14 protein-coding genes and 1 riboswitch are annotated in these 20,329 nt (G+C 73.5%); of the genes, 6 read left to right on the forward strand and 8 right to left on the reverse strand.

The features are described from left to right. Positions 1 to 411 precede the first annotated feature (411 nt). The 3 genes from LCD35_RS21320 to LCD35_RS21330 all read right to left on the reverse strand — a co-directional run bounded on the left by LCD35_RS21320 (position 412) and on the right by LCD35_RS21330 (position 4,251). Positions 412 to 2,559, reverse strand: coding sequence for a putative cobaltochelatase (locus LCD35_RS21320; protein WP_225044731.1), 2,148 nt, complete (start codon positions 2,557 to 2,559; stop codon positions 412 to 414). Positions 2,560 to 2,617: 58 nt separating this feature from the next. Continuing rightward, positions 2,618 to 2,747, reverse strand: a riboswitch (cobalamin riboswitch). 68 nt (positions 2,748 to 2,815) lie between these two features. Continuing rightward, a complete protein-coding gene (locus LCD35_RS21325) occupies positions 2,816 to 3,283 on the reverse strand; it encodes a GNAT family N-acetyltransferase (RefSeq protein ID WP_224956804.1) in 468 nt (155 codons plus the stop codon). A 188-nt stretch (positions 3,284 to 3,471) separates the two neighbouring features. Then, entirely contained in the window at positions 3,472 to 4,251 is a 780-nt protein-coding gene (locus LCD35_RS21330; RefSeq protein ID WP_224956805.1) for a trypsin-like serine protease, read from the reverse strand. Between the two features lie 303 nt (positions 4,252 to 4,554). Between LCD35_RS21330 and LCD35_RS21335 the strand changes: the two genes are divergently transcribed. Then, the gene (locus LCD35_RS21335) at positions 4,555 to 5,181 is read left to right on the forward strand and encodes a LysE family translocator (RefSeq protein WP_224956808.1); all 627 of its coding nucleotides are present in this window, start codon (positions 4,555 to 4,557) and stop codon (positions 5,179 to 5,181) included. A 71-nt stretch (positions 5,182 to 5,252) separates the two neighbouring features. On the opposite strand, the gene LCD35_RS21340 is transcribed toward LCD35_RS21335, so the two are convergent. Then, positions 5,253 to 6,077, reverse strand: coding sequence for a trypsin-like serine protease (locus tag LCD35_RS21340; RefSeq protein WP_224956810.1), 825 nt, complete (start codon positions 6,075 to 6,077; stop codon positions 5,253 to 5,255). Positions 6,078 to 6,497: 420 nt separating this feature from the next. Beyond that, positions 6,498 to 7,304 (reverse strand): helix-turn-helix transcriptional regulator, encoded by an 807-nt coding sequence (locus LCD35_RS21345; RefSeq protein ID WP_224956811.1) that lies wholly within the window; start codon positions 7,302 to 7,304, stop codon positions 6,498 to 6,500. A 520-nt stretch (positions 7,305 to 7,824) separates the two neighbouring features. On the opposite strand from LCD35_RS21345, the gene LCD35_RS21350 reads away from it, so the two are divergent. Together LCD35_RS21350 and LCD35_RS21355 are read left to right on the forward strand one after the other, a co-directional pair. Beyond that, positions 7,825 to 8,370: a YbhB/YbcL family Raf kinase inhibitor-like protein gene (locus LCD35_RS21350; RefSeq protein ID WP_224956812.1), complete on the forward strand. Its 546-nt coding sequence runs from the start codon at positions 7,825 to 7,827 to the stop codon at positions 8,368 to 8,370. A gap of 19 nt (positions 8,371 to 8,389) precedes the next feature. Further along, complete coding sequence (locus LCD35_RS21355; protein ID WP_224956813.1) at positions 8,390 to 9,496, forward strand: VanZ family protein; 1,107 nt, start codon at positions 8,390 to 8,392, stop codon at positions 9,494 to 9,496. A 157-nt stretch (positions 9,497 to 9,653) separates the two neighbouring features. On the opposite strand, the gene LCD35_RS21360 is transcribed toward LCD35_RS21355, so the two are convergent. After that, entirely contained in the window at positions 9,654 to 9,974 is a 321-nt protein-coding gene (locus LCD35_RS21360) for a PLD nuclease N-terminal domain-containing protein (protein WP_224956814.1), read from the reverse strand. Between the two features lie 227 nt (positions 9,975 to 10,201). On the opposite strand from LCD35_RS21360, the gene LCD35_RS21365 reads away from it, so the two are divergent. Together LCD35_RS21365 and LCD35_RS21370 are read left to right on the forward strand one after the other, a co-directional pair. Then, positions 10,202 to 11,434 (forward strand): sensor histidine kinase, encoded by a 1,233-nt coding sequence (locus LCD35_RS21365; RefSeq protein WP_225044732.1) that lies wholly within the window; start codon positions 10,202 to 10,204, stop codon positions 11,432 to 11,434. An 88-nt stretch (positions 11,435 to 11,522) separates the two neighbouring features. Next, complete coding sequence (locus LCD35_RS21370; protein ID WP_224956815.1) at positions 11,523 to 12,167, forward strand: response regulator transcription factor; 645 nt, start codon at positions 11,523 to 11,525, stop codon at positions 12,165 to 12,167. A 31-nt stretch (positions 12,168 to 12,198) separates the two neighbouring features. Here LCD35_RS21370 and LCD35_RS21375 read toward each other — a convergent pair whose 3' ends face one another. Both LCD35_RS21375 and LCD35_RS30540 read right to left on the reverse strand, forming a co-directional pair. Continuing rightward, entirely contained in the window at positions 12,199 to 12,864 is a 666-nt protein-coding gene (locus tag LCD35_RS21375; protein WP_224956816.1) for a response regulator transcription factor, read from the reverse strand. A 49-nt stretch (positions 12,865 to 12,913) separates the two neighbouring features. After that, complete coding sequence (locus LCD35_RS30540) at positions 12,914 to 14,086, reverse strand: sensor histidine kinase (RefSeq protein WP_224966992.1); 1,173 nt, start codon at positions 14,084 to 14,086, stop codon at positions 12,914 to 12,916. Positions 14,087 to 14,429: 343 nt separating this feature from the next. Between LCD35_RS30540 and LCD35_RS21385 the strand changes: the two genes are divergently transcribed. Beyond that, a complete protein-coding gene (locus LCD35_RS21385) occupies positions 14,430 to 19,919 on the forward strand; it encodes a biotin carboxylase N-terminal domain-containing protein (protein WP_225044733.1) in 5,490 nt (1,829 codons plus the stop codon). Positions 19,920 to 20,329 lie beyond the last annotated feature (410 nt).

The raw sequence follows: 20,329 nt of genomic DNA on the forward strand, positions 1-20,329 counted from the left end.
CCGCTGTCGCAGACCTCACCACCCACCAACCACCAACAGATCAGTTGATCAGTTGATCAGTTGTTCCTCTCAGCGGCGAAGCCGCTGAGCTGCCGACCCAGCACGCAACCGGCACCGCCGCGGGTTCTCAGCGTTCTCCTCGCGAGGACAGCGATTTCTCATGTGGCGGAGCCACCTGTGAAATCGATCCCGCAGCGAGGAAATCGCTGAGGTTCCGCCACCCGCCCCCGAGCAGAACGACCACGCCCCCCAGCAATAGAAAGCGCCCCCGCGCTCGACCGACCTGGGGGTCATCGGGAGCGCGAGGGCGCTTCGTGGTCCACCCCTGGGGGTCAGGTGGACGAAGAACACCTTACCAACTACATCGGGATATTCCTACTCCGCCCGGCCGGTGTCGTAATCGAATCGGAATCAAGCTGCGCCGGCGGTGGTGCCGCGGGCGGCGCGGACGACTCCGGCGACGGCGTCGGCGGAGAGCTCGTCGAGCCGCAGGCAGGCCCCGCCGAGCGCGGTCGCGACCTTGGCGGCGAGGCCGAGCCGCACCACGCCCTGCTCGCAGTCGACGACGACGGAGGCGACGCCGAGCCCGGCGAGCAGTCCGGCGGCGCGCATGGAGTCCTGCACCGCCCGCTTCGCGCGAGCGCGCCCGGTTCCGCCGTCACCGGCGGGAACGGTGGCCTTGCCGTCGGTGAGCAGCACCAGCAGCGGGCGCCGCCGCGGGTCCCGGGTGCGTTCGGTGCCGATGACCTGGTGGACCTTGAGCAGGCCGGTGGCGAGCGGGGTGCGGCCGCCGGTGCGCAGGTCGCGCATCCGGGTGGCGGCGATCTCCACGGAGGAGGTGGGCGGCAGCGCGAGTTCGGCCTGGTCGCCGCGGAAGGTGACCACGCCGACCTTGTCCCGGCGCTGGTAGGCGTCGCGCAGCAGCGAGAGCACGGCGCCGCTGACGGCGGACATGCGTTCGCGGGCGGCCATGGAGCCGGAGGCGTCGACGGCGAAGAGCACCAGGTTGCCTTCGCGTCCTTCGCGGACGGAGCGCCGGACGTCGTCGCGGTGCAGCACCAGGCCGGGGCCGCTGCGGCCGCGGGTGCGCTGGTGCGGGGCGGCGGCGATCAGGGTGGCGGGCAGGTGCACGCCATGACCGTCCACTGTGGATGATCGAACGGTCTGCCCGCTGCGGGAGCGGGCGCGGGACCGCCGGCCGGGGGCGCCTTCGCCGACGCCGGGGACTTCGAGCAGCCGGGCGCGGAACGCGGGCGCGGGCGCGGCCGGGGGCTTGTTCGCGGGAGCCTGGCCGGGGCCGTCCTCGCGCCGGGAACCGCCGTCGCCGTTCGGCGCGGGCGATTCCGGCGGGGTGGGGGCTTCGCCGCCGCCGGGCCCGTCGGGTCCGTCGTCCGGTCCGCCGTCGGGCGCGCCACCGCCGCCTCCGCCGGGGCCGTCGTCGGGACCTTCCGGCGGCTCTTCACCGGAGTCCTGGTCGTCGGCGGAGCCCTGGTCGTCACCGGCGTTCCGGTCGTCGGCCGGTTCCTGCTCGGCGTGCTGGGCGGCGTCCTCGAGCGCCTGCTGCAGCTGGTCCTCCTCGACGCCGGGTTCGTCGAACGGGTCGCGGCGGCGCCGGTGCGGCAGCGCGAGCCGGGCCGCGGCCTCCACGTCGGCTTCGGCGACCTCGTCGGCGCCGCGCCACGCGGCGTGCGCCACGGCGGTGCGGGCCAGCACCAGGTCGGCGCGCATCCCGTCCACGTCGAACGCGGCGCACAGCGCGGAGATCCGCCGGAGCTCGGCGTCGGGCAGCCGCACCGATTCCACTGTGGACCGGGCGTCGGCGATGCGGCGGGCGAGCGCGGCGTCCTCGGCGGCCCACCGCTCGGCGAAGCCGGCCGGGTCCGCTTCGAAGGCGAGGCGCCTGCGCACCACTTCGGTGCGGGTGGTGACGTCGCGGGAGGCGGCGACCTGCACGGTGAGGCCGAACCGGTCGAGCAGCTGCGGGCGCAGCTCGCCCTCCTCCGGGTTCATGGTGCCGACGAGCAGGAACGAGGCGGCGTGCGTCACCGACATGCCTTCCCGCTCCACGTGCGCGCGGCCCATCGCGGCGGCGTCCAGCAGCAGGTCCACCAGGTGGTCGTGCAGCAGGTTGACCTCGTCCACGTAGAGCACGCCGCGGTGCGCCGCGGCCAGCAGCCCGGGCTGGTAGGCGCTGACGCCTTCGGTGAGCGCGCGTTCCAGGTCGAGTGAACCGACGAGCCGGTCCTCGGTGGCGCCGACCGGAAGTTCCACGAGTTCCGCGGGGCGCGTCGTCCCGGAGACCTCGGCGTGCGGGCCGTCCGGGCACCGCGGGTCGGGTCGCCGCGGTTCGCAGCCGAAGCGGCAACCGGGCACGACGTCCAGCGCGGGCAGCAGCGAAGCGAGCGCGCGCACCACCGTCGATTTCGCGGTGCCCTTCTCACCCCGCACCAGCACCCCGCCGATGCGCGGGTGCACCGCGTTGAGCAGCAGCGCCAGCCGCATGTCGTCGTGCCCGACCACGGCCGTGAACGGGTACCGCGGGCTCGCGGGAGCAGTCATGCCAGGTGTTCCTTCCTCGGGTCTCGGACGCCCCGATGTCGGCTGCGCCTGGGCGAGGCAGTGTCCTGGCTCCCGGATCAGCGCGGAACTCCGGCCTTCCCAGGCGGCAGCGCCCGGTGGCTCGCGGGGGAGATCCGCTCCCCGGTCACAGTGGCGCCGACCGCACCGGTGTCGCACCGGTTTCCTGACCTGCCCTGGCTGGGACCAGCGAGCATCGTCGCATCCCCGCGACGGGCGAGGAACCGGCGCGGCTCGCTCAGCGCGGCGAACCCGGGTATCGGTGCATGTCGACGTGCGGGATGCCGTCTTCGAGATACTCCTCACCCGAGGGTTCGAACCCGAATCCGCGGTAGAACTCCAGCGCGTAGGTCTGCGCGGACAGCGTCGCCGGCGCGCGCTGGATCTCGGCGAGCGCGGCGCGCATCAGCTTGCGCCCGAGCCCGAGGCCGCGGGCGTCCTTGGCGGTGGCGACGCGGCCGATGCGGAAGGTGCCGTCGGGGTCTTCGAGCAGGCGCAGGTAGCCGAGCACGTAGCCGTCGGCGGAGTCGATCCAGAAGTGCCTGGTGGTGGTCTCCAGGTCCCGGCCGTCCAGTTCCGGGTAGGCGCACTGCTGCTCGACCACGAACACGTCCACGCGCAAGCGGAGCATGCGGTAGAAGTCCTCGGCGTCGAGGTCGGCCGTGTAGGCGCGGTGGACGGCGGTGGCGAGCGGTTGCAGGGTCACCCCAACGGGATATCACATTCCGGCTACGACACCCGGGGTCACCTGCGGTGGAAGTAGCGCACACCACGTCCCGCGCGCCCCGGCGCGCGGGCCTCGGGGCGGGTCGGTGCTGCGCACGGCGACCGGTGCACCGCCGCGGCGCGAGCACCGGGTGGCACCGGCTCGTCCCGCGGTGCGGGACGCCGGGTTCAGAGCCGCGCGGCGACGTCGTCGGCGACCCCGGAGATCCGGGTGTACACGCCGGGTGTTCCGGGACGTCCGCAGCCGGTGCCGTAGGAGACGACGCCGATCAGCCTGCCGTCGGCGACGAGCGGTCCGCCGGAGTCCCCGGCGCACGCGTCCCGGCCGCCTTCGGGCGGGCCCGCGCAGACCCGCGTCCCCGGCTCGTAGCCGGGGTAGGCGGCGCGGCAGTCGGTGTCCGCGCTGATCGGCACCTCGACGGACTGGAGCGTCGCCGAGGTGGGCCCGTTCTCGGTGGTGCGCCCCCAGCCGTGCACCCGCGCCGGGGTGCCGGGCCGGTAGCGGGCGGTCTCGTCGGCCCCGGCCATCGGCAGCGGTCGTTCGCGCACCGGTGCGGCCAGGGTCAGCACCGCCACGTCGTGCCCGCCGGTGACGTCGCGGAACTCGGGATGCACCCAGACGTCGCCGACGGGCGTGTCGGCGCCGCCGGTGGTGCGCAGGTCGGGGCGGCCGGTGACGGCGCGCAGCTCCGCCGCGTCGTGGCCGTCCACGCAGTGCGCGGCGGTGACCACCTTGATCTCGGTGACGAGGGTGCCGCCGCAGAACTGGCGCCCGGCCTGGTCGGTGAGCGCGACCGCCCAGGGCGCCGCGCGTTCGTCGGTGCCGCCGAGCACGCGTTCCTGCGCGGGGCCGGCGGCGGCCGGTGCGGCGAGCGCGGCGGTGGCCGCGGTGGCGGCGGCAGCGCCTCCGGCGGCGATCCGGGCGAGCGGGCTGGATCGGTCGGGCACGGCTGCCTCCTGGACGTGCGGCGTCGTTCGGCGGCACACGGTAGCGGCCCGATCACGCCGGGATGACGAGGGCGAGCTCACATCGGCTCATGATAATTTTTCGTTAAGATGGACTTCGGCGGGAAAAAATCCGGATCACTGCTTCGGCGGAGATGGTTCGTCCCGCCCACTCAGTCAAGATCTCCGGTGCCCGCGACGACGCGGAACCGAGATCACCCCCGATCCGGTGAAACCTCGACCGGTGGGCCGCGCGCTCACCGGCGCCTCCGCGCGCGCGTCGACCAGGCAAGGAGCGAACTCGTCATGCTGCTGGACCCCACGACCCTGCCGGCGTTCCTGCTCGCCAGCGCAGTGGTGGTGCTGACGCCCGGGGTGGACGCGTTCCTGATCTTGCGGACGTCGCTGCGGCAGGGGATCGGCGCCGGGCTGCGAGCGCTGGCGGGCATCCACGCGGCGAGCATCCTGCAGGTGGCGCTGGTGATCTGCGGGCTCGGCGCGGTGATCACCAGCCACCCGGCGGTGCTGGCGGCGCTGAAGTGGGCCGGCGCCGCGTACCTGGTGTACCTCGCCGCGATGATCGTGCGCGGGTTGTGGCTCACCCGCGCCGAGACCGGCGACGGCCTCTCCGGCGGCGGCGCCACGACCCGGCCGTTCTGGCAAGGCCTGCTGAGCAACATCACGAACCCGAAGATGCTGCTGTTCAGCCTGGCCTTCCTGCCGCAGTTCGTGGGTTCGGCGGCGAACCCGACGCTGCAACTGGTGCTGCTGGGCGCGGTGTTCCTGGTGCTGGCGGCGATCTGGGAGGTCACCATCGTGCTGGGCGCGGCCCGCATCGCCGACCGGCTACGCCGCCCGCGCTTCGCCCGCTCCCTGGACGTGATCAGCGCGGCGGCCTTCCTCACCATCTCCGCGGGTCTCGTCGCGGCCTGACCCCGCAGCAGAACGGCCCGCTCGACCGCGCGGTGCGGTCGAACGGGCCGTGCGCCTCGGTGGTGGGGGGATCAGCGGAGCTGGGCCTGGACTTCGTCGTGGTAGGCGCCGAGCCTCGTGTAGACGCCGGGCTGGCCGGGGCGGGCGCAGCCGTTGCCCCAGGACACGATGCCGATCAGCTTGTCCCCGGCCACGAGCGGTCCGCCGGAGTCGCCCTGGCAGCTGTCCTCCCCGCCTTCGGGGAGCCCGGCGCACACCTGGCCTCGCGGGTCGTACTGCCCGCCGTAGGCGCGGCTGCAGTCCTGGTCGCTGGTGATCGGCGGGTGTGCCTGGCGGAGCGTGCTGGACGGCGAGCCGCCTTCGGTGGTGGTCCCCCAGCCCAGGACGGTGGTGGCTCCGCCCGGCCGGTACTCGGGGAGGTCACCCGCCGTCGCGATGGGCAGCGGGGTCGCGGTGACGTCGCGGTCCAGCGTGAGCACGGCGACGTCGGCACCGCTGCTGGCGTTCTGGAAGTCGGGGTGCACCCACACGTCCCGGACGGCGGTCTCGGTGCCCTCGTCGCTGTTCTTGTCGTCGCGGCCGGAGACGACGGTGATCTCCGGCGGCGCACCCCCGGTGACGCAGTGCGCGGCGGTGATGACCTTGTTCGCGGCCGCGATGGTGCCGCCGCAGAACTGGTTGCCCGCCGAGTCGGTGAGGTACACGACCCACGGGTACTCGCTGGTGCTGGCGTACTCGCCGCCGACGATCCGGGTGCTGATCGGCGCGGCGGCGGGCTCGTCGGCGGCGGTCCCGGCCCCGGCGGGGGTCGTGATCGCGACAGTGGCCAGCGCGGCCGCGGCGAGTGTTCCGCCTGCCGACCACCACCGGGTGTGGGTCCGCCGTGTGCGTGTCATCCCGCTGCTCTCCATCCCCCGGAGCCCCTGCGGCGCGGTCGGGGTGACCGGCCCGCCTCCGGCTCGTGCCAGTGTCGCGGAGGGAGCCGATCACGGCCCGGTCATCGTCCACAACGGCCGAACGTCGTTACCTGATCAGGTGATACATCGGGAGAAAACCGCTCGGCGGCAGCATCAGACCAAGTCCACTTCGGACGGTCGCACGGGCGGCACCGGCCGGTGTTCGCGCAGCCTGCGGGCCACGGCGGCGACCCGCTCCAGCAGTTCCACCGGATCACCCGCCCCCCTTCGGCGCCCCTCTCCTCGGCCCGCCGCAGCCGGTTCGGAGTCACCCGCGCGGCGGAGAAGATCACCGGACCGGCGTAGTCCCCGGCGCCGCGCGAACCGGCAGCGGAGCGGATTTCCGGCGCACGAGCGCGGTCAGTGCTCGGCGAGGACCTCGCGGATCAGGTCGCCCGCCGCGTCGGGGGCGTGGGCGAGCCGCACGATGTCCCGCAGCACCTCCCGGTAGGAACTCACGGTCCGCTCGGAATCCAGGAATGCGGGACCGTGCTGGTTCTCCACGTACACCACGTCCGGCTCTCCGTCATATTCCAGAAGAAGGAATGACCCCTGCAATCCCGGATAGGCGCCCACGGAACGCGGCACCACTCGCAGGCAGACGTGATCGGATTCCATCATCACCAGCAGGTGCAGCAGCTGCCGCTTCATCACTCCCCGGCCGCCGATCGGGCGACGCAACGCGGATTCCTCCAGCACCGCGTGGAACAACGGCGCGCGGGAACGGCTCAGAATGATCTGCCGCGCCATCCGGGTCGCGATCAGATCGTCCAGTTCGTCCTCGCAACGCCCGGGCTCCATCCCCGAGATGACGGCCCGCGCGTATTCCGCGGTCTGCAGCAGGCCCGGGATCAGCATCGGTTCGAAACTGTGCATCCGGACCGCTTTGCTCTCGTAGTCGAGGAAATCCCGCCAGCGGGCGGGGGCCGCGGACGGCCGCTGCCACCAGGCGGAGCGGCCCGCGTTGCGCGCCAGCTCCACCAGCGCGGTGCGCTCCCGCTCTCCCACCTGGTAGAGCCGCAGCAGCGCGGTGACGTCGTCGAGCTGCACCCCGCTGGCGCCGGTCTCGATCCGGCTGATCTTGCTGCCCGAGACGCCCAGCCGGGCTCCCGCCGCCGTGCAGCTGAGCCCGGCGCGCTCGCGGTGGCGGCGGAGTTCCGCGGCCACCTGGCGCGAACGGACCGAAGTGTGGCGATTTCCCGGCATGACTGCGCTATCCCCCAGCATCGACATCCCTGGGCCGGCATCGGCGGAACCCGGACTTTTCCGGTACCGGCGACGACGGCGCATTGGACAGGTGCACCACCGGTTTCGGGGGCGGTTTCCCCTGCTGTTCCGAATCCGGCCGACCGATTCTCGCATTCGGCTTCCGAGCGGTTTCCGGTAGCCGCTCGAAGAACCGGTCATCGTCGTTGTGGGACGTCCGCCCGAAATTGTCCCGGATCCGCTCGACCGCGGTCGCCGACGTGGAGATCGGCGCGCACCGGACCATGATCCCGAGCCTGGCGGGCAGCGACAATAACTCGATCAAGTGAACGCTTGCACGGGTTGCATCAAGGGGGTGACGGAGTGGCGCGGATCGCCCCGCGCGCGAGGCCGCGCACGCGCCCGCGCAGGCCCCACTAGGCTGCGACCGGACGATCCCGAAGATCGTCCGACCCCGCCGCACCCGCCGAGGAGGAGACGAATGAGCCTGCAACGCCCGATCGACCCGGACCCGTACTCGCTGCTGCCCGAGGTCCCCGCGTTCACGCTCACCTCCAAGGACGTCGCCGCCGACGAGCAACTGGACCTCGCGCACGTCCACAGCGGGATGGGCGCGGGCGGCGGGAACCGCTCCCCGCAGCTGAGCTGGGAGGGCTTCCCCGCCGGGACGCAGAGCTTCGTGGTCACCTGCTTCGACCCGGACGCCCCGATCCCGGGCGGGTTCTGGCACTGGACGCTGGTGGACGTGCCCGCCGCGGTGACCGAGCTGGCCACCGACGCCGGTTCCGCCACCGGCTCCGGCGTGCCCGCCGGCGCGTTCCAGGTGCCGAACGACCTCGGCGAGCGCGCCTACGCGGGCGCCGCGCCGCCGCCCGGAGACCGGCCGCACCGCTACCTGTTCGCGGTGCTCGCGCTGGACGTGCCCACGCTGGGGCTGAACGACCAGGTGACGCCCGCGGTCGTCAACTTCACCGCGCTCGGCCACATCCTGGGCCGCGCGGTGCTGTCCACCACCTACGCGCACTGACCGCCACCAGGAGGTCCCGGTGAGCATCCGGGTGCTGCCCGCGGTGGCCGCCGTCCTGGTGGCGGTGGCGCTGGTGGTGCTGCTGTTCGTGCCCTACGTGGCCCGCGAGCACCGCAAGCGCGGCGAGCTGCGGCCCGGCGCGCTGCTGCTGTTCCTGGCCGCGGTGCTCTACGCGCTGGGCCTGGTGGCGTACGTGCTGGTGCCGCTGCCGCCGATCGGCCCCGGGTTCTGCGAGGCGTTCGGCGACCTGCGGCCGCAGTGGCGGCCCTTCGCCGGGTTCGACGAGGTGCGGCGGCCCGGCGGCCTGACCGAGCTGACCGGGCTGGTCGCGGATCCCGCGGTGCAGCAGTTCGGGTTCAACGTGCTGCTGTTCGTGCCGCTGGGCATGTTCGTGCGCTACCTGCTGCGGGAGGGCTTCGGCGGCACCGCGCTCGCCGGGTTCATGGTGTCGCTGGCGGTGGAGCTCACCCAGCTCACCGGGATCTGGTTCCTGTACCCGTGCCCGTACCGGCTGTTCGACGTGGACGACCTGATCGCGAACACCTCGGGCGCGGTGCTGGGGGCGCTGCTGGCACCGGTGCTGCGGCTGGTCCCCGGTCAGCGCGGTGCCGCCGGGTCCGGGGAGCCGCGGCCGGTCGGGAGCTACCGCCGGTTGCTGGGGATGGTCTGCGACCTGCTGCTGCTGTGGTGGCTGGGCCTGGCGCTGGCCCGCGGCGCGGACCTGCTGCTGCGGGTCGCCGAGGTGCGGCCGCCCGTCGCGGCGCAGGCCTGGTCGGAGGCGGCGGCGCTGTGGTTCGCGCCCGCCGTGCTGCTCCTGATCGCCACCGCGGCGGGGCGCGGCAGCTCGCTCGGCCAGCACGCGGTGCTGCTGCGCGTCGTCGTCGACGGGCGGCGCCCCGGGTGGCGCGCGGTGCTGCGGCGCTGGCTGGTGGGCCTGGGCGGTCTGGCCCTCGTCGAGGGCGTGCTCGCGGTGCTGTGGCCCGCGGCGGGGCTCCCGGTCGCGGTGGTGTGGTGCGCGGTGCACGCGCTGGCCGTGCCGCGCAGCGCGCGGTGCCGCGGGTTGAGCGGGAAGGTCGCGGGCTCCGAGCTGGTGGACGCCCGCGCGCTCACCGCGACCGACCGCTGATCCGACGCCGCCCGCTCGACGACGGGGGCCGCGCGGTCCACTTCGGACGGTGAACGCCGCTCCCGCGGAGCCCCGGACGACCGCTGCGCCGCCGGTCCCCCGCGTCCCCGGAGCCGGGGAGCGCGCGCGGCGGCGGCGCGGTCGTGGCCGCGGGCGGTCACGCGGTGGCCTGGTCGCCGTCCAGCCGCGGCGCCGGGCCCTCCACCGGCCGGAGCGCGTTCTTGCGGGCCTGGGAGCGGCCGATCACGAACCACAGGGCCGCGCCCAGCAGCGGCGCCATCACGACGATCAGCACCCACACCGCCTTCGTCGTGCCGTCCGCTTCGGCGCGGTACAAGCTCACCAGCGCGCCGATGACCAGCGCGGCCAGGCCGAGCGCGATCAGCGCGCCGACCGCCAGCACCACCCAGCCCCACACCTGCGAGGGCTGCTCGGCGGCGGTCTGGGCGAGGGAACGGGTGACCTCGGACTTCAACATCGGATTCGTCCTTCCGGGAGTGCTTCGGGAGCGGACCGCGGTCGCGGTGCCCGCCGGCTCGACTTCCGCCGTTCGCCGACGAGATCCATGGTGCGCCGCGAGGAGGCCCGCGCACGTCGTCGAACCGGCTCGTCCCGACTTGGCCCGAAGTAGTACGCCGCCCTGACCGGAAGCGGGACGCGATCGGCGGAGCCCGTCGGCCAACCTCGTCACCGGAGAGGAGCAGCATGATCGGACACCTGGTGCCGGACGACGAAGACGACGCCTACCGTGGTCGGGTGCGCGAACGAGGGAAGTGGGCCAGCCGGCTGGCCTGGTGGGACGGCAAGTTCAGATCCCTGCTGCTCGATCTGCTGATCGCGGTGGCGGCGGTGGCCATGCCCGACGATCCGGAGATCTGGCAGCAGTGGGTGCTGGTACCGGCGAACGCGGTGCTGTTCGCCGGACTGCTGGTGCGCAGGCGCTTCCCGTGGATCGCGGTGCTGGCGGCGGCCGCCATCTCGGTGCTGTCCGGGACGGCGGACCAGAGCATGGCCGTCGTGATCGCGCTGTACACGATGGCGAAGCAGCGCGGCCCGGTCGCCTCCACCTGGGGCGCGGCGGCGATCGTCGCGGTGGCGCAGCTGACCCGCATGCTGCTCATGGCCAACGAGAGCCTGTGGTCGAGCGGCATGCTGGGCGTGCTGCTGGGGTTGGGCGCGATGCTGACCGGCTTCGTCGGGATGCCGACGCTGCTGGGCTTGTGGCTGTACCAGCGCCGGGACCTGCTGCGCTCGCTGCGGGAGCGGGCAGTGCAGGCCGAGCGGGAGCGGGACCTGCTGGCGGAGCGCGCGGTCGGCGCCGAACGCCGCCGCATCGCCCGCGAGATGCACGACGTGGTGGCGCACCGGGTCAGCGTCATCTCGCTGCAGGCGGGCGCGCTCACGATGACCGCCGCGGACGAGCGCACCGAGCAGGTCGCCGAGGTGATCCGGGTGTCGAGCTCGGCCGCGCTCAGCGAGCTGCGGGAGATGCTGCGCGCGCTGCGCGACGACGCCGAGAACCCGGGCGGCGACCACGCGGCCCCCACCTTGGAGGGGGTGCGCGAGCTGGTCGCGGATTCGGTGGCGGCGGGCGCGGACATCACGCTGGACATGCCGGCGGAGCTGCCGGAGGCCTCCACCGCCGTCGGCCGCGCCGCCTACCGGGTGGTGCAGGAGGCCTTGACGAACGCGGGCAAGCACGCCCCCGGTTCACCGGTGCGCGCGTCGGTCGCCGTCGGGCCGGACGGGCTCGCGGTGGAGGTGGTGAACGCGCGCGGCACGGGCACCACGGTGGTGGAGGGCTCCGGCTACGGCCTGATCGGCATGCGCGAGCGGGTCACCCTCGCCGGCGGCACCTTGCAGGTGGGCCGCACCGACGAGGACGGCTACCGGGTGCGGGCGGAGTTCCCGGTGCTGGAGCCCGCCGCCGCGTCCTGACGCGCCCGGTCCCGGGACACCGTGATCCGGTGCGGACCGGACTTGGATACCGTGGGCCCGGCAACGCAGTCGGGCACGGGGGAGTCACGTGGGCATCAGGGTGGTCCTGCTGGAGGACGAGGAACTGGTGCGCGGCGGGATCCGGCTCATCCTCGAATCCGACCCGGGCATCGAGGTGGCCGCGGAGGCCGCCGACGGTTCGGGGGTGGTGGAGCTGATCGCGAAGCACCGCCCGGACGTGGTGGTCACCGACATCCAGATGCCGCGGGTCGACGGCCTGGAGGTGACCAAGCGGGTCGCCGCGCTGCCGGATCCGCCCGCGGTGCTGGTGCTCACGACGTTCGACGTGGACGAGTACGTGCACGCCGCGCTGCAGGCGGGGGCGTCCGGGTTCCTGCTCAAGGACACCCCGCCGCGGGAGCTGGCGGCGGCGGTGCACACGGTGGCCTCCGGGGAGGCGATGCTCTCGCCGCGGATCACCAAGCGGCTGCTCGGCGCGTTCGCGGCGGGCAAGGAGAACTCGGACGCGCGCCGGAGGATCGACCAGCTGACCCCGCGCGAGCGGGAGGTGGCGGTCTCGGTGGCGCAGGGCCTGAGCAACGCGGAGATCGCCGCGCACCTGTACATGAGCCCGTCCACGGTGAAGGTCCACCTCGGCCGGATCATGGGCAAGCTCGGCGCCGCGAACCGCACCCAGGTCGCGATCGTCACCCACGACGCCGGCCTGGTCTGAACCCGGCCGGACGAGCGGCGCGCGGCGGCGGTCAGCGCCGCCGGGGGACGACCAGCCCGGATTCGTAGGCGACGACCACGGCCTGCGCCCGGCTGGACACCCCGAGCTTCGTCATGGCCCGGTTCACGTGCGTCTTCACCGTGCCCTCGCTGAGCACCAGGTGCTCCGCGATCTCGGCGTTGGTGGCGCCGGTGGCGATGAGCCGCAGCACGGCCAGTTCCCGCTGGGTGAGGCCGGACAGCTGGACGGGGATCCCGGAGCCGGGCGGCGGCACCCGCATGTAGGTCTCCACGAGCCGCCGGGTGATGGTGGGGCCGAACAGCATTCCGCCGTCGGCGACGGTGCGCACCCCGGTGAGCAGCGTTTCCGGCGGGCTGTCCTTGAGCAGGAACCCGGAGGCCCCGGCCCGCAGCGCCGCGTACACGTAGTCGTCGAGGTCGAAGACGGTGAGCACCAGGATCCCGGGCCGCGGTGGTTCGGCGGCGTCGAGGATGAGCTCGGTGGCGCGCACCCCGTCCACCTCGGGCAGCCGCAGGTCCATCAGCACCACGTCGGGCCGCAGCCGCGCGGCGAGGTCGACGGCTTCGCGTCCGTTGGCGGCCTCACCGACGACGTCGATGCCGTCGGTGGCGCGCAGCAGCGCGGCGAACGCGGCGCGCAGCAGGTCCTGGTCGTCGACGACGAGCACGCGGATCATGCGGTGCTCCCCCGGCCGATCGGCACCCGGCGGCCCGGGGCGCGGCCGGTCAGCTCTCGGCGCGCGGGATGCGCAGCACCACTTGGAACCCGCCTTCGGGACGACGTCCGGTCTCCACGCTGCCGCCGTACATCTTCGCCCGTTCGCACATGCCGATCAAACCGTGCCCGGAGGGCTTGCGGTTCTTCGGGGGCGGTGCGCCGTGGTCCCGGATCCGCACGGTCACCGCGTCGGGGTGGTGGTGCACGTGGACTTCGGCGGTGGCGGTGGGCGCGTGCTTGAGCACGTTGGTGAGGGCCTCCTGCACGACGCGGTAGGCGCACAGCTCGGCACCGGGCGACAGCGCCCGCGGTTCCCCTTCGACCCGCAGTTCCACCGGTACCCCGGACGAGCGGACCCGTTCGAGCAGCACCGGTAGTTCGTCGAGACCGGGTTGCGGCAGGAACCGGGTGCCGCCGCCGGGCGGTTCTTCGAGGCTGGGCCGCAGCACGCGCAGCAGCCTGCCGAGCTCGTCGAGCGAGCTGGAGGTGGTGGCCGAGATGGTCCCGAGCGCTTCGCGGGCGGTCTCCAGGTCGGAGTCGAGCACGTAGCGGGCGAGGCTGGCCTGCACGGCCACCACGGACAGGTGGTGGGCGACGACGTCGTGCAGTTCGTGCGCGATGCGCATCCGCTCTTCGGTGACGGCGCGCTCGGCTTCCAGGTCGCGTTCGTGCCGGAGCCGTTCGGCCTGCCGGCCGCGGATCCGGATCGCCTGGCCGAGCGCAAGCGCGATCACCGCCTGGGTGCTGCCGAACAGCAGCCCGGCGAACAGGTCGGTGGTCCACCGGAAGTGGGCGAGGCCCGCGACGGCACCGCTGCTGATGACGAGGACGCCTGCCGCGGTGAGCGGCGCGGAGCGCGTCAGCGGGTGGTGGACGCCGACGGTGTAGATGGCGACGAGCGGCCCGAGCAGCCCGAGCGAGGTCTTGCAGCCGGTGCTGTAGAACACGCACAGCGCCGCCGCGACCACGGCCAGCACGAGCACCGGGTACCGCCTGCGCAGCGCCAGTGGCGCGCCGCCGAGCACGGCCGCGGTGTGGGCGACCGGCCCGGGATCGCCGCTGTCGAGCACGTCGCCCGGGGACGTGCCCAGCAGCGCCAGGTAGGTGACGAAGACCGCGAGCACCGCGTCGGCGATCCGCGGGTACCGCTGTGGCAGCGCCGCCCACCGTGCTCCGTCCACCACGGGAACCTAACCGCCCGCCCGCCGGGCCCCGCCGCGAGGCGGTGCGGGCGGTCCGCGCGGCGGTGCGGGTTGCTGCGGGTGGCGCAACGCGGCGGCGAGCCGATCTCGCCGATCTCGCGGGTTCTGCCGCGAATTCGTGTGCTGGACCGGCCTTCCGGGGAGTTCCGGGGTGGCGCTCGGCTAGTTTTTTGGCGGGTTCCTACAAAGTCTCGGCTCCGGCATGCGCCGGTGCGGACATTGGTACACCCGCGTGTGACGGAGCAGTGTGTAGGGCAGGTGCAGGCGACGCTCCGGGGACGGGACGTCGCCTGTTGTGCGTGGCAATCAGGAGGCTCATCCGGTGTTCAGTCGTGTCGCCATCGTCAACCGTGGAGAGGCTGCGATGCGGCTCATCCACGCCGTGCGGGATCTGTCCGCGGAGACCGGCAAGCGGGTGGAGACGGTCGCGCTCTACACCGACGCCGACCGGACCGCGACGTTCGTGCGGGAGGCCGATGTGGCCTACTCGCTGGGCCCGGCTTCGGCCCGGCCCTACTTGGACCACGCGGTGCTGGAGCGGGCGCTGCTGGAGACCGGCGCGGACGCGGCCTGGGTGGGCTGGGGATTCGTCGCCGAGGACCCGGCGTTCGCGGAGGTCTGCGAGCGGATCGGCGTGACCTTCATCGGCCCGAGCGCGGAGGCGATGCGCAGGCTCGGCGACAAGATCGGCGCGAAGCTGCTGGCCGAGGAGGTCGGCGTGCCGGTGGCGCCGTGGTCCCGCGGCGAGGTGGCGTCCGCGGCGGAGGCGCTGGCCGCGGGTGAGCGGATTGGCTACCCGCTGATGCTGAAGGCGACCGCGGGCGGCGGCGGTCGCGGCATCCGCAAGGTGACCTCGGCGGCGGACCTGGCGGACGCCTACGAGCGCACCAGCCAGGAGGCGCTGCGCTCCTTCGGTTCCGGCGTGGTGTTCCTGGAGCGCCTGGTGACCGGCGCCCGCCACGTGGAGGTGCAGGTCATCGCGGACGGCCAGGGCACCGCGGTGGCGCTGGGCGTGCGGGACTGCTCGGTGCAGCGGCGCAACCAGAAGATCATCGAGGAGTCGGCCTCGCCGGTGCTCTCCCCGGAGCAGACCGCGGAGCTGAAGGCCTCGGCGGAGCGGCTGGCGCTGGCGGTGGACTACCGCGGCGCGGGCACCGTGGAGTTCCTGTACCACCCGGGCGAGGAGCTGTTCGCGTTCCTGGAGGTCAACACCCGCTTGCAGGTGGAGCACCCGATCACCGAGATCACCACCGGCACCGACCTGGTGAAGCTGCAGCTGCACGTGGCCGCGGGCGGCTCGCTGGACGGGCTGTGCGCCTCGGAGAGCGGGCACGCGGTGGAGGCGCGGCTCAACGCCGAGGACCCGGACCGCGATTTCGCCCCCTCCCCCGGGCGCATCGCGCGCCTGCTGCTGCCCGCCGGCCCGGGCATCCGGGTGGACACCGGGGTGTCGGAGGGCGACACGATCCCCGCGGACTTCGACTCGATGATCGCGAAGATCATCGCGTTCGGGCGGGACCGGGACGAGGCGCTGGCCCGGCTGCGCCGCGCGATGGCCGAGACCACGGTGATCATCGACGGCGGGGCGACGAACAAGAGCTTCGTGCTGGACCTGCTGGACCAGCCGGAGGTGATCGACGGCAGCGCCGACACCGGCTGGATCGACCGGGTGCGCGAGGACGGCCGGCTGGTGCTGCACCGGCATTCGGCGATCGCGCTGGCGGCGGCGGCCATCGAGGCCTACCAGGACGAGGAGGAGGCGGCGCGGCAGCGGCTGCTGTCCACCGCGTTCGGCGGCAGGCCGCAGGTGCAGCACGAGACGGGTCGCCCGCTGGACCTGAAGCTGCGCGGCGTCGGCTACCAGGTGGGCGTCGCCCGGGTCGGGCACAAGCGGTTCCGCGTCGCGATCTCCGGTGGCGGCCCGGTGCACCCGGCGGACGTGGAGATCGACCGCTTCGACGAGCACAGCGGCCGGATCACCGTGAACGGCCACCGGTTCCGCCTGGTCACCGGCACGCACGGCCCGATCCACCTGGTGGAGGTGGACGGGGTCGCGCACCGGATCACCCGGGACGAGGGCGGCGTGGTCCGCTCCCCCGCGCCCGCGCTGGTGGTGGCGACTCCGCTGGCCGTCGGCGACGAGGTCGAGGCGGGCGCGCCGATCCTGGTGCTGGAGAGCATGAAGATGGAGACCGTGCTGCGCGCCTCGTTCCGGGCGCGGGTGCGGGAGCTGCCGGTGTCCACCGGCAGCCAGGTCGAGACGGGCGCGCCGCTGATGCGGCTGGAGCCGCTGGCCGACGACGACGCGGCCGAGGAGGCCGACGAGTCCGCGGCGGTGGACGTGGAGCTGCCCGCGGAGCCGACGAGCGTGTCGGCCGCGCAGCGCGCCGCCGCCGGATTGCGGGACCTGCGCGGCCTGCTGCTCGGCTTCGACGTGGATCCGCAGGACGGCGAGCGGGTGCTCAGCGGCTACCTGGCGGCGCGCACCGAGCCGGACGCGGCGCCCGGGGTGACCGAGGGCGAGGTCGAGCTGCTGGGCGTGTTCGCGGACCTCTCGGAGCTGAGCCGGAACAAGCCGGCCGGGGACGTGGACGACGAGCCGGGTCCGGTGCACAGCCCGCGCGAGTACTTCCACAGCTACCTGCAGAGCCTGGACGTCGAGCGCGCCGGGGTCAGCAGCGGCTTCGAGGAGCGGCTGCGCCGGGTGCTGGCGCACTACGACGTGACGGACCTGGAGCGGACGCCGGAGCTGGAGTCGGCGGTGTTCCGGATCTTCCTGGCGCAGCAGCGCGCCGCCTCCGACGTCAAGATCATCTCGGCGTTGCTGCGGCGCTGGATCGCCGAGCCGCCGCCCGCGAAGGAGCTGCGGGAGCGCGCCGGGCTGGCGCTGGAGCACGTCATCAAGGCCACCCAGGTGCGCTTCCCCGCGGTGTCGGACCTGGCGCGCGGCGTGGTGTTCCGCTGGTTCGCGCAGCCGCTGCTGCGCCGCACCCGCGCCGAGGTGTACGCCGGGGTGCGCGCCGAGCTGCGCCACCTCGACGAGCACCCGGACGCCGCGGACCGCGCGGAGCGGATCGCGAAGATGGTCGCCAGCGCCGAGCCGCTGGTGCGGCTGCTCGGGCAGCGCATGGGCCGCGGCGGGCACGACCACACCCCGCTGCTGGAGGTGCTGACCCGCCGCTACTACGGCAACCGCGGGCTCTCCGGCGTCACGTCGCGGGAGGCCGCGGGCTGCCGGTTCGTCACCGCCGAGCACACCGGTGCGCAGGGCGTGACCCGGCTGGTCACCACGGCCGTCGACTTCGGCGAGCTGCCGGAGGCGGTGCGCGCGGTCGGCGAGCTGGCCGTGGACCGCCCGGACGGTGCGGACGTGGTCGCCGACCTGTACGTGAAGTGGGAGGGGCAGCCGGACGCGGACGCGGTGGCGGCCCGGCTCGGCGAGGTGTTGGCGGCGCAGCCGCTTCCCGCCGAGGTCGGCCGCATCACCACCACGGTCGCGGGCACCGGCGGAGCCGTGATGCACCACCACTTCACGTTCCGCCGCGACGAGCACGCCGGGTTCGCCGAGGACCGGCTGATCCGCGGCCTGCACCCGCTGATCGCGCAGCGGATGCAGCTGGAGCGGCTGCGCGAGTTCGACCTGACCCGGCTGCCGTCGGCGGACGAGGAGGTCTACCTGTTCAAGTGCGTCGCGCGGGAGAACCCGTCCGACGAGCGGCTGGTCGCGATGGCGCAGGTGCGAGACCTGACCCCGCTGCGCGACGCGGAGGGCAGGCTGGTGGCGCTGCCCGCGGTGGAGGACATCCTCGCCGGGTGCATGGACGCGATCCGCACGGTGCAGGCGCAGCGCCCGGCGAAGAAGCGCTTCGACACCAACCGGATCCTGATGTACGTGTGGCCGCCGACGGAGTTCACCTCGGACGAGCTGAACACCCTGGTGCAGCGGATCCTGCCGACGACGGCCGGCGCCGGGCTGGAGGAGGTCGTTTTCCTGTCCCGCCAGCGCGGGGAGAACGGCGAGCTCACCGACATGGCGGTGCGGATCGACCTGGCCGGTGGCCGCGAACCGCGGCTGCACATCGAGGAGCCGTCGGCGGAGCCGGTGCTGCCGCTGGACGACTACCGGCAGAAGGTGCTGCGCGCGGCGCGCCGCGGCACCACCTACCCGTACGAGCTGACCGGGATGCTGGCCGGGGACGCGGGCGGTTTCGTCGAGCACGACCTGGACGAGGACGGCGTGCTGGTGCCGGTGGACCGGCCGCGCGGGAAGAACTCGGCGGCGATCGTGGCGGGCGTGGTCTCCACCCCGACCGAGCGTCACCCGGAGGGCGTGCGGCGCGTGGTGCTGCTGGGCGATCCGACGAAGGCGCTGGGCGCGCTGTCCGAACCGGAGTGCGCGCGGGTGATCGCGGCGCTGGACCTGGCGGAGCGGCTGCGGCTGCCGCTGGAGTGGTTCGCGCTGTCGGCGGGCGCCCGGATCTCGATGTCCTCGGGGACCGAGAACATGGACTGGGTGGCGGCCGCGCTGAAGCGGATCGTGCGGTTCACCCAGGACGGCGGCGAGATCAACATCGTGGTCGCGGGCATCACGGTCGGCGCGCAGCCGTACTGGAACGCCGAGGCGACGATGCTGATGCACACCAAGGGGATCCTGGTGATGACGCCGGACTCGGCGATGGTGCTCACCGGCAAGCAGTCGCTGGACTTCTCCGGCGGCGTGTCGGCGGAGGACAACTTCGGCATCGGCGGCTACGACCGGGTGATGGGGCCGAACGGCCAGGCGCAGTACTGGGCGCCGAACCTGCCCGCGGCGCGGGACGTGCTGATGGCGCACTACGACCACACCTACGTGGTGCCGGGCGAGTCGGCGCCGCGCGCGGCCGCGACGACCGACCCGGCGGACCGGGACGTCTCGCCCTACCCGCACGAGTTCGGCGGCGACTTCGGCACGGTCGGCGAGATCTTCTCGGCCGAGCACAACCCGGACCGCAAGAAGCCCTTCGACATCCGCACGGTGATGCGCGCGCTGTCCGACCAGGACCACCCGGTGCTGGAGCGCTGGGCGGGCATGGCGGACGCGGACACGGCGGCGGTGCAGGACGTGCACCTGGGCGGGCACCCGGTGTGCCTGCTGGGCATCGAGTCCCGGTCGGTGCAGCGCCGCGGGTTCCCCCCCACCGACGGCCCGGACACCTACACGGCGGGCACGTTGTTCCCGCGGTCGTCGAAGAAGGCGGCGCGGGCGATCAACGCGGCGTCGGGGAACCGGCCGCTGGTGGTGCTGGCGAACCTGTCCGGGTTCGACGGTTCGCCGGAGTCGATGCGCAAGCTCCAGCTGGAGTACGGCGCGGAGATCGGCCGGGCGATCGTGAACTTCGACGGCCCGATCGTGTTCTGCGTGATCTCGCGGTACCACGGCGGCGCGTTCGTGGTGTTCTCGAAGGCGTTGAACCCGAACATGACGGTGCTGGCGCTGGAGGGTTCGTTCGCGTCGGTGCTGGGCGGTGCCCCGGCGGCGGCGGTGGTGTTCTCCGGTGAGGTGAACAACCGCACGGCGAACGATCCGCGGGTCACCGCGTTGCAGGCGAGCGCGGGCGAGGCGACGGGCGCGGAGCGGGCGGCGCTGCACGCGCAGCTGGCGGAGGTGCAGTCCTCGGTGCGGGCGGAGAAGCTCGGCGAGGTCGCCGCGGAGTTCGACCGGGTGCACAGCATCCAGCGCGCGGTGGAGGTCGGTTCGGTCGACGAGATCGTCAGCGTCGCCCAGCTGCGCCCCCGCATCATCGCCTCGATCGAACGAGGCCTGAACGGCTGACGGAAGCAGCGAACGGGGCCCGTGACCAGGAGGTCGCGGGCCCTGCTGCTTTCCTGCTCGGACCACCGACCGGCGAGCACCGGCGCCACCGCCTTATCAGCGGCGGAGCCGCTGAGCCAGCGACCACCCGAGCAACAGGACCACCCGCGGGTTCTCAGCGGTTCCCTCGCGAGGACAGCGTTCTCTCCTGTGGCGAAGCCACCGGTGAAAACGATCCCGCAGCGAGGGAACCGCTGAGGTTCCGCCACTGGCGCCACCGAGCAGAACGACCCACACCAGAAACAGGAAAAAGCAGGGATGACACCCCCTGGTGGTCATCCCTGCTTCTCGTGCCTCCCCGTGATCGCCGCGCGGCCGCACCCGTTCCGGCATTGCGCACAGCGATGCGAGGACCAAGTTAGTGATCTTGA

Source organism: Saccharopolyspora sp. 6V (assembly GCF_020176785.1).
GTDB lineage: Bacteria > Actinomycetota > Actinomycetes > Mycobacteriales > Pseudonocardiaceae > Saccharopolyspora_C > Saccharopolyspora_C gregorii.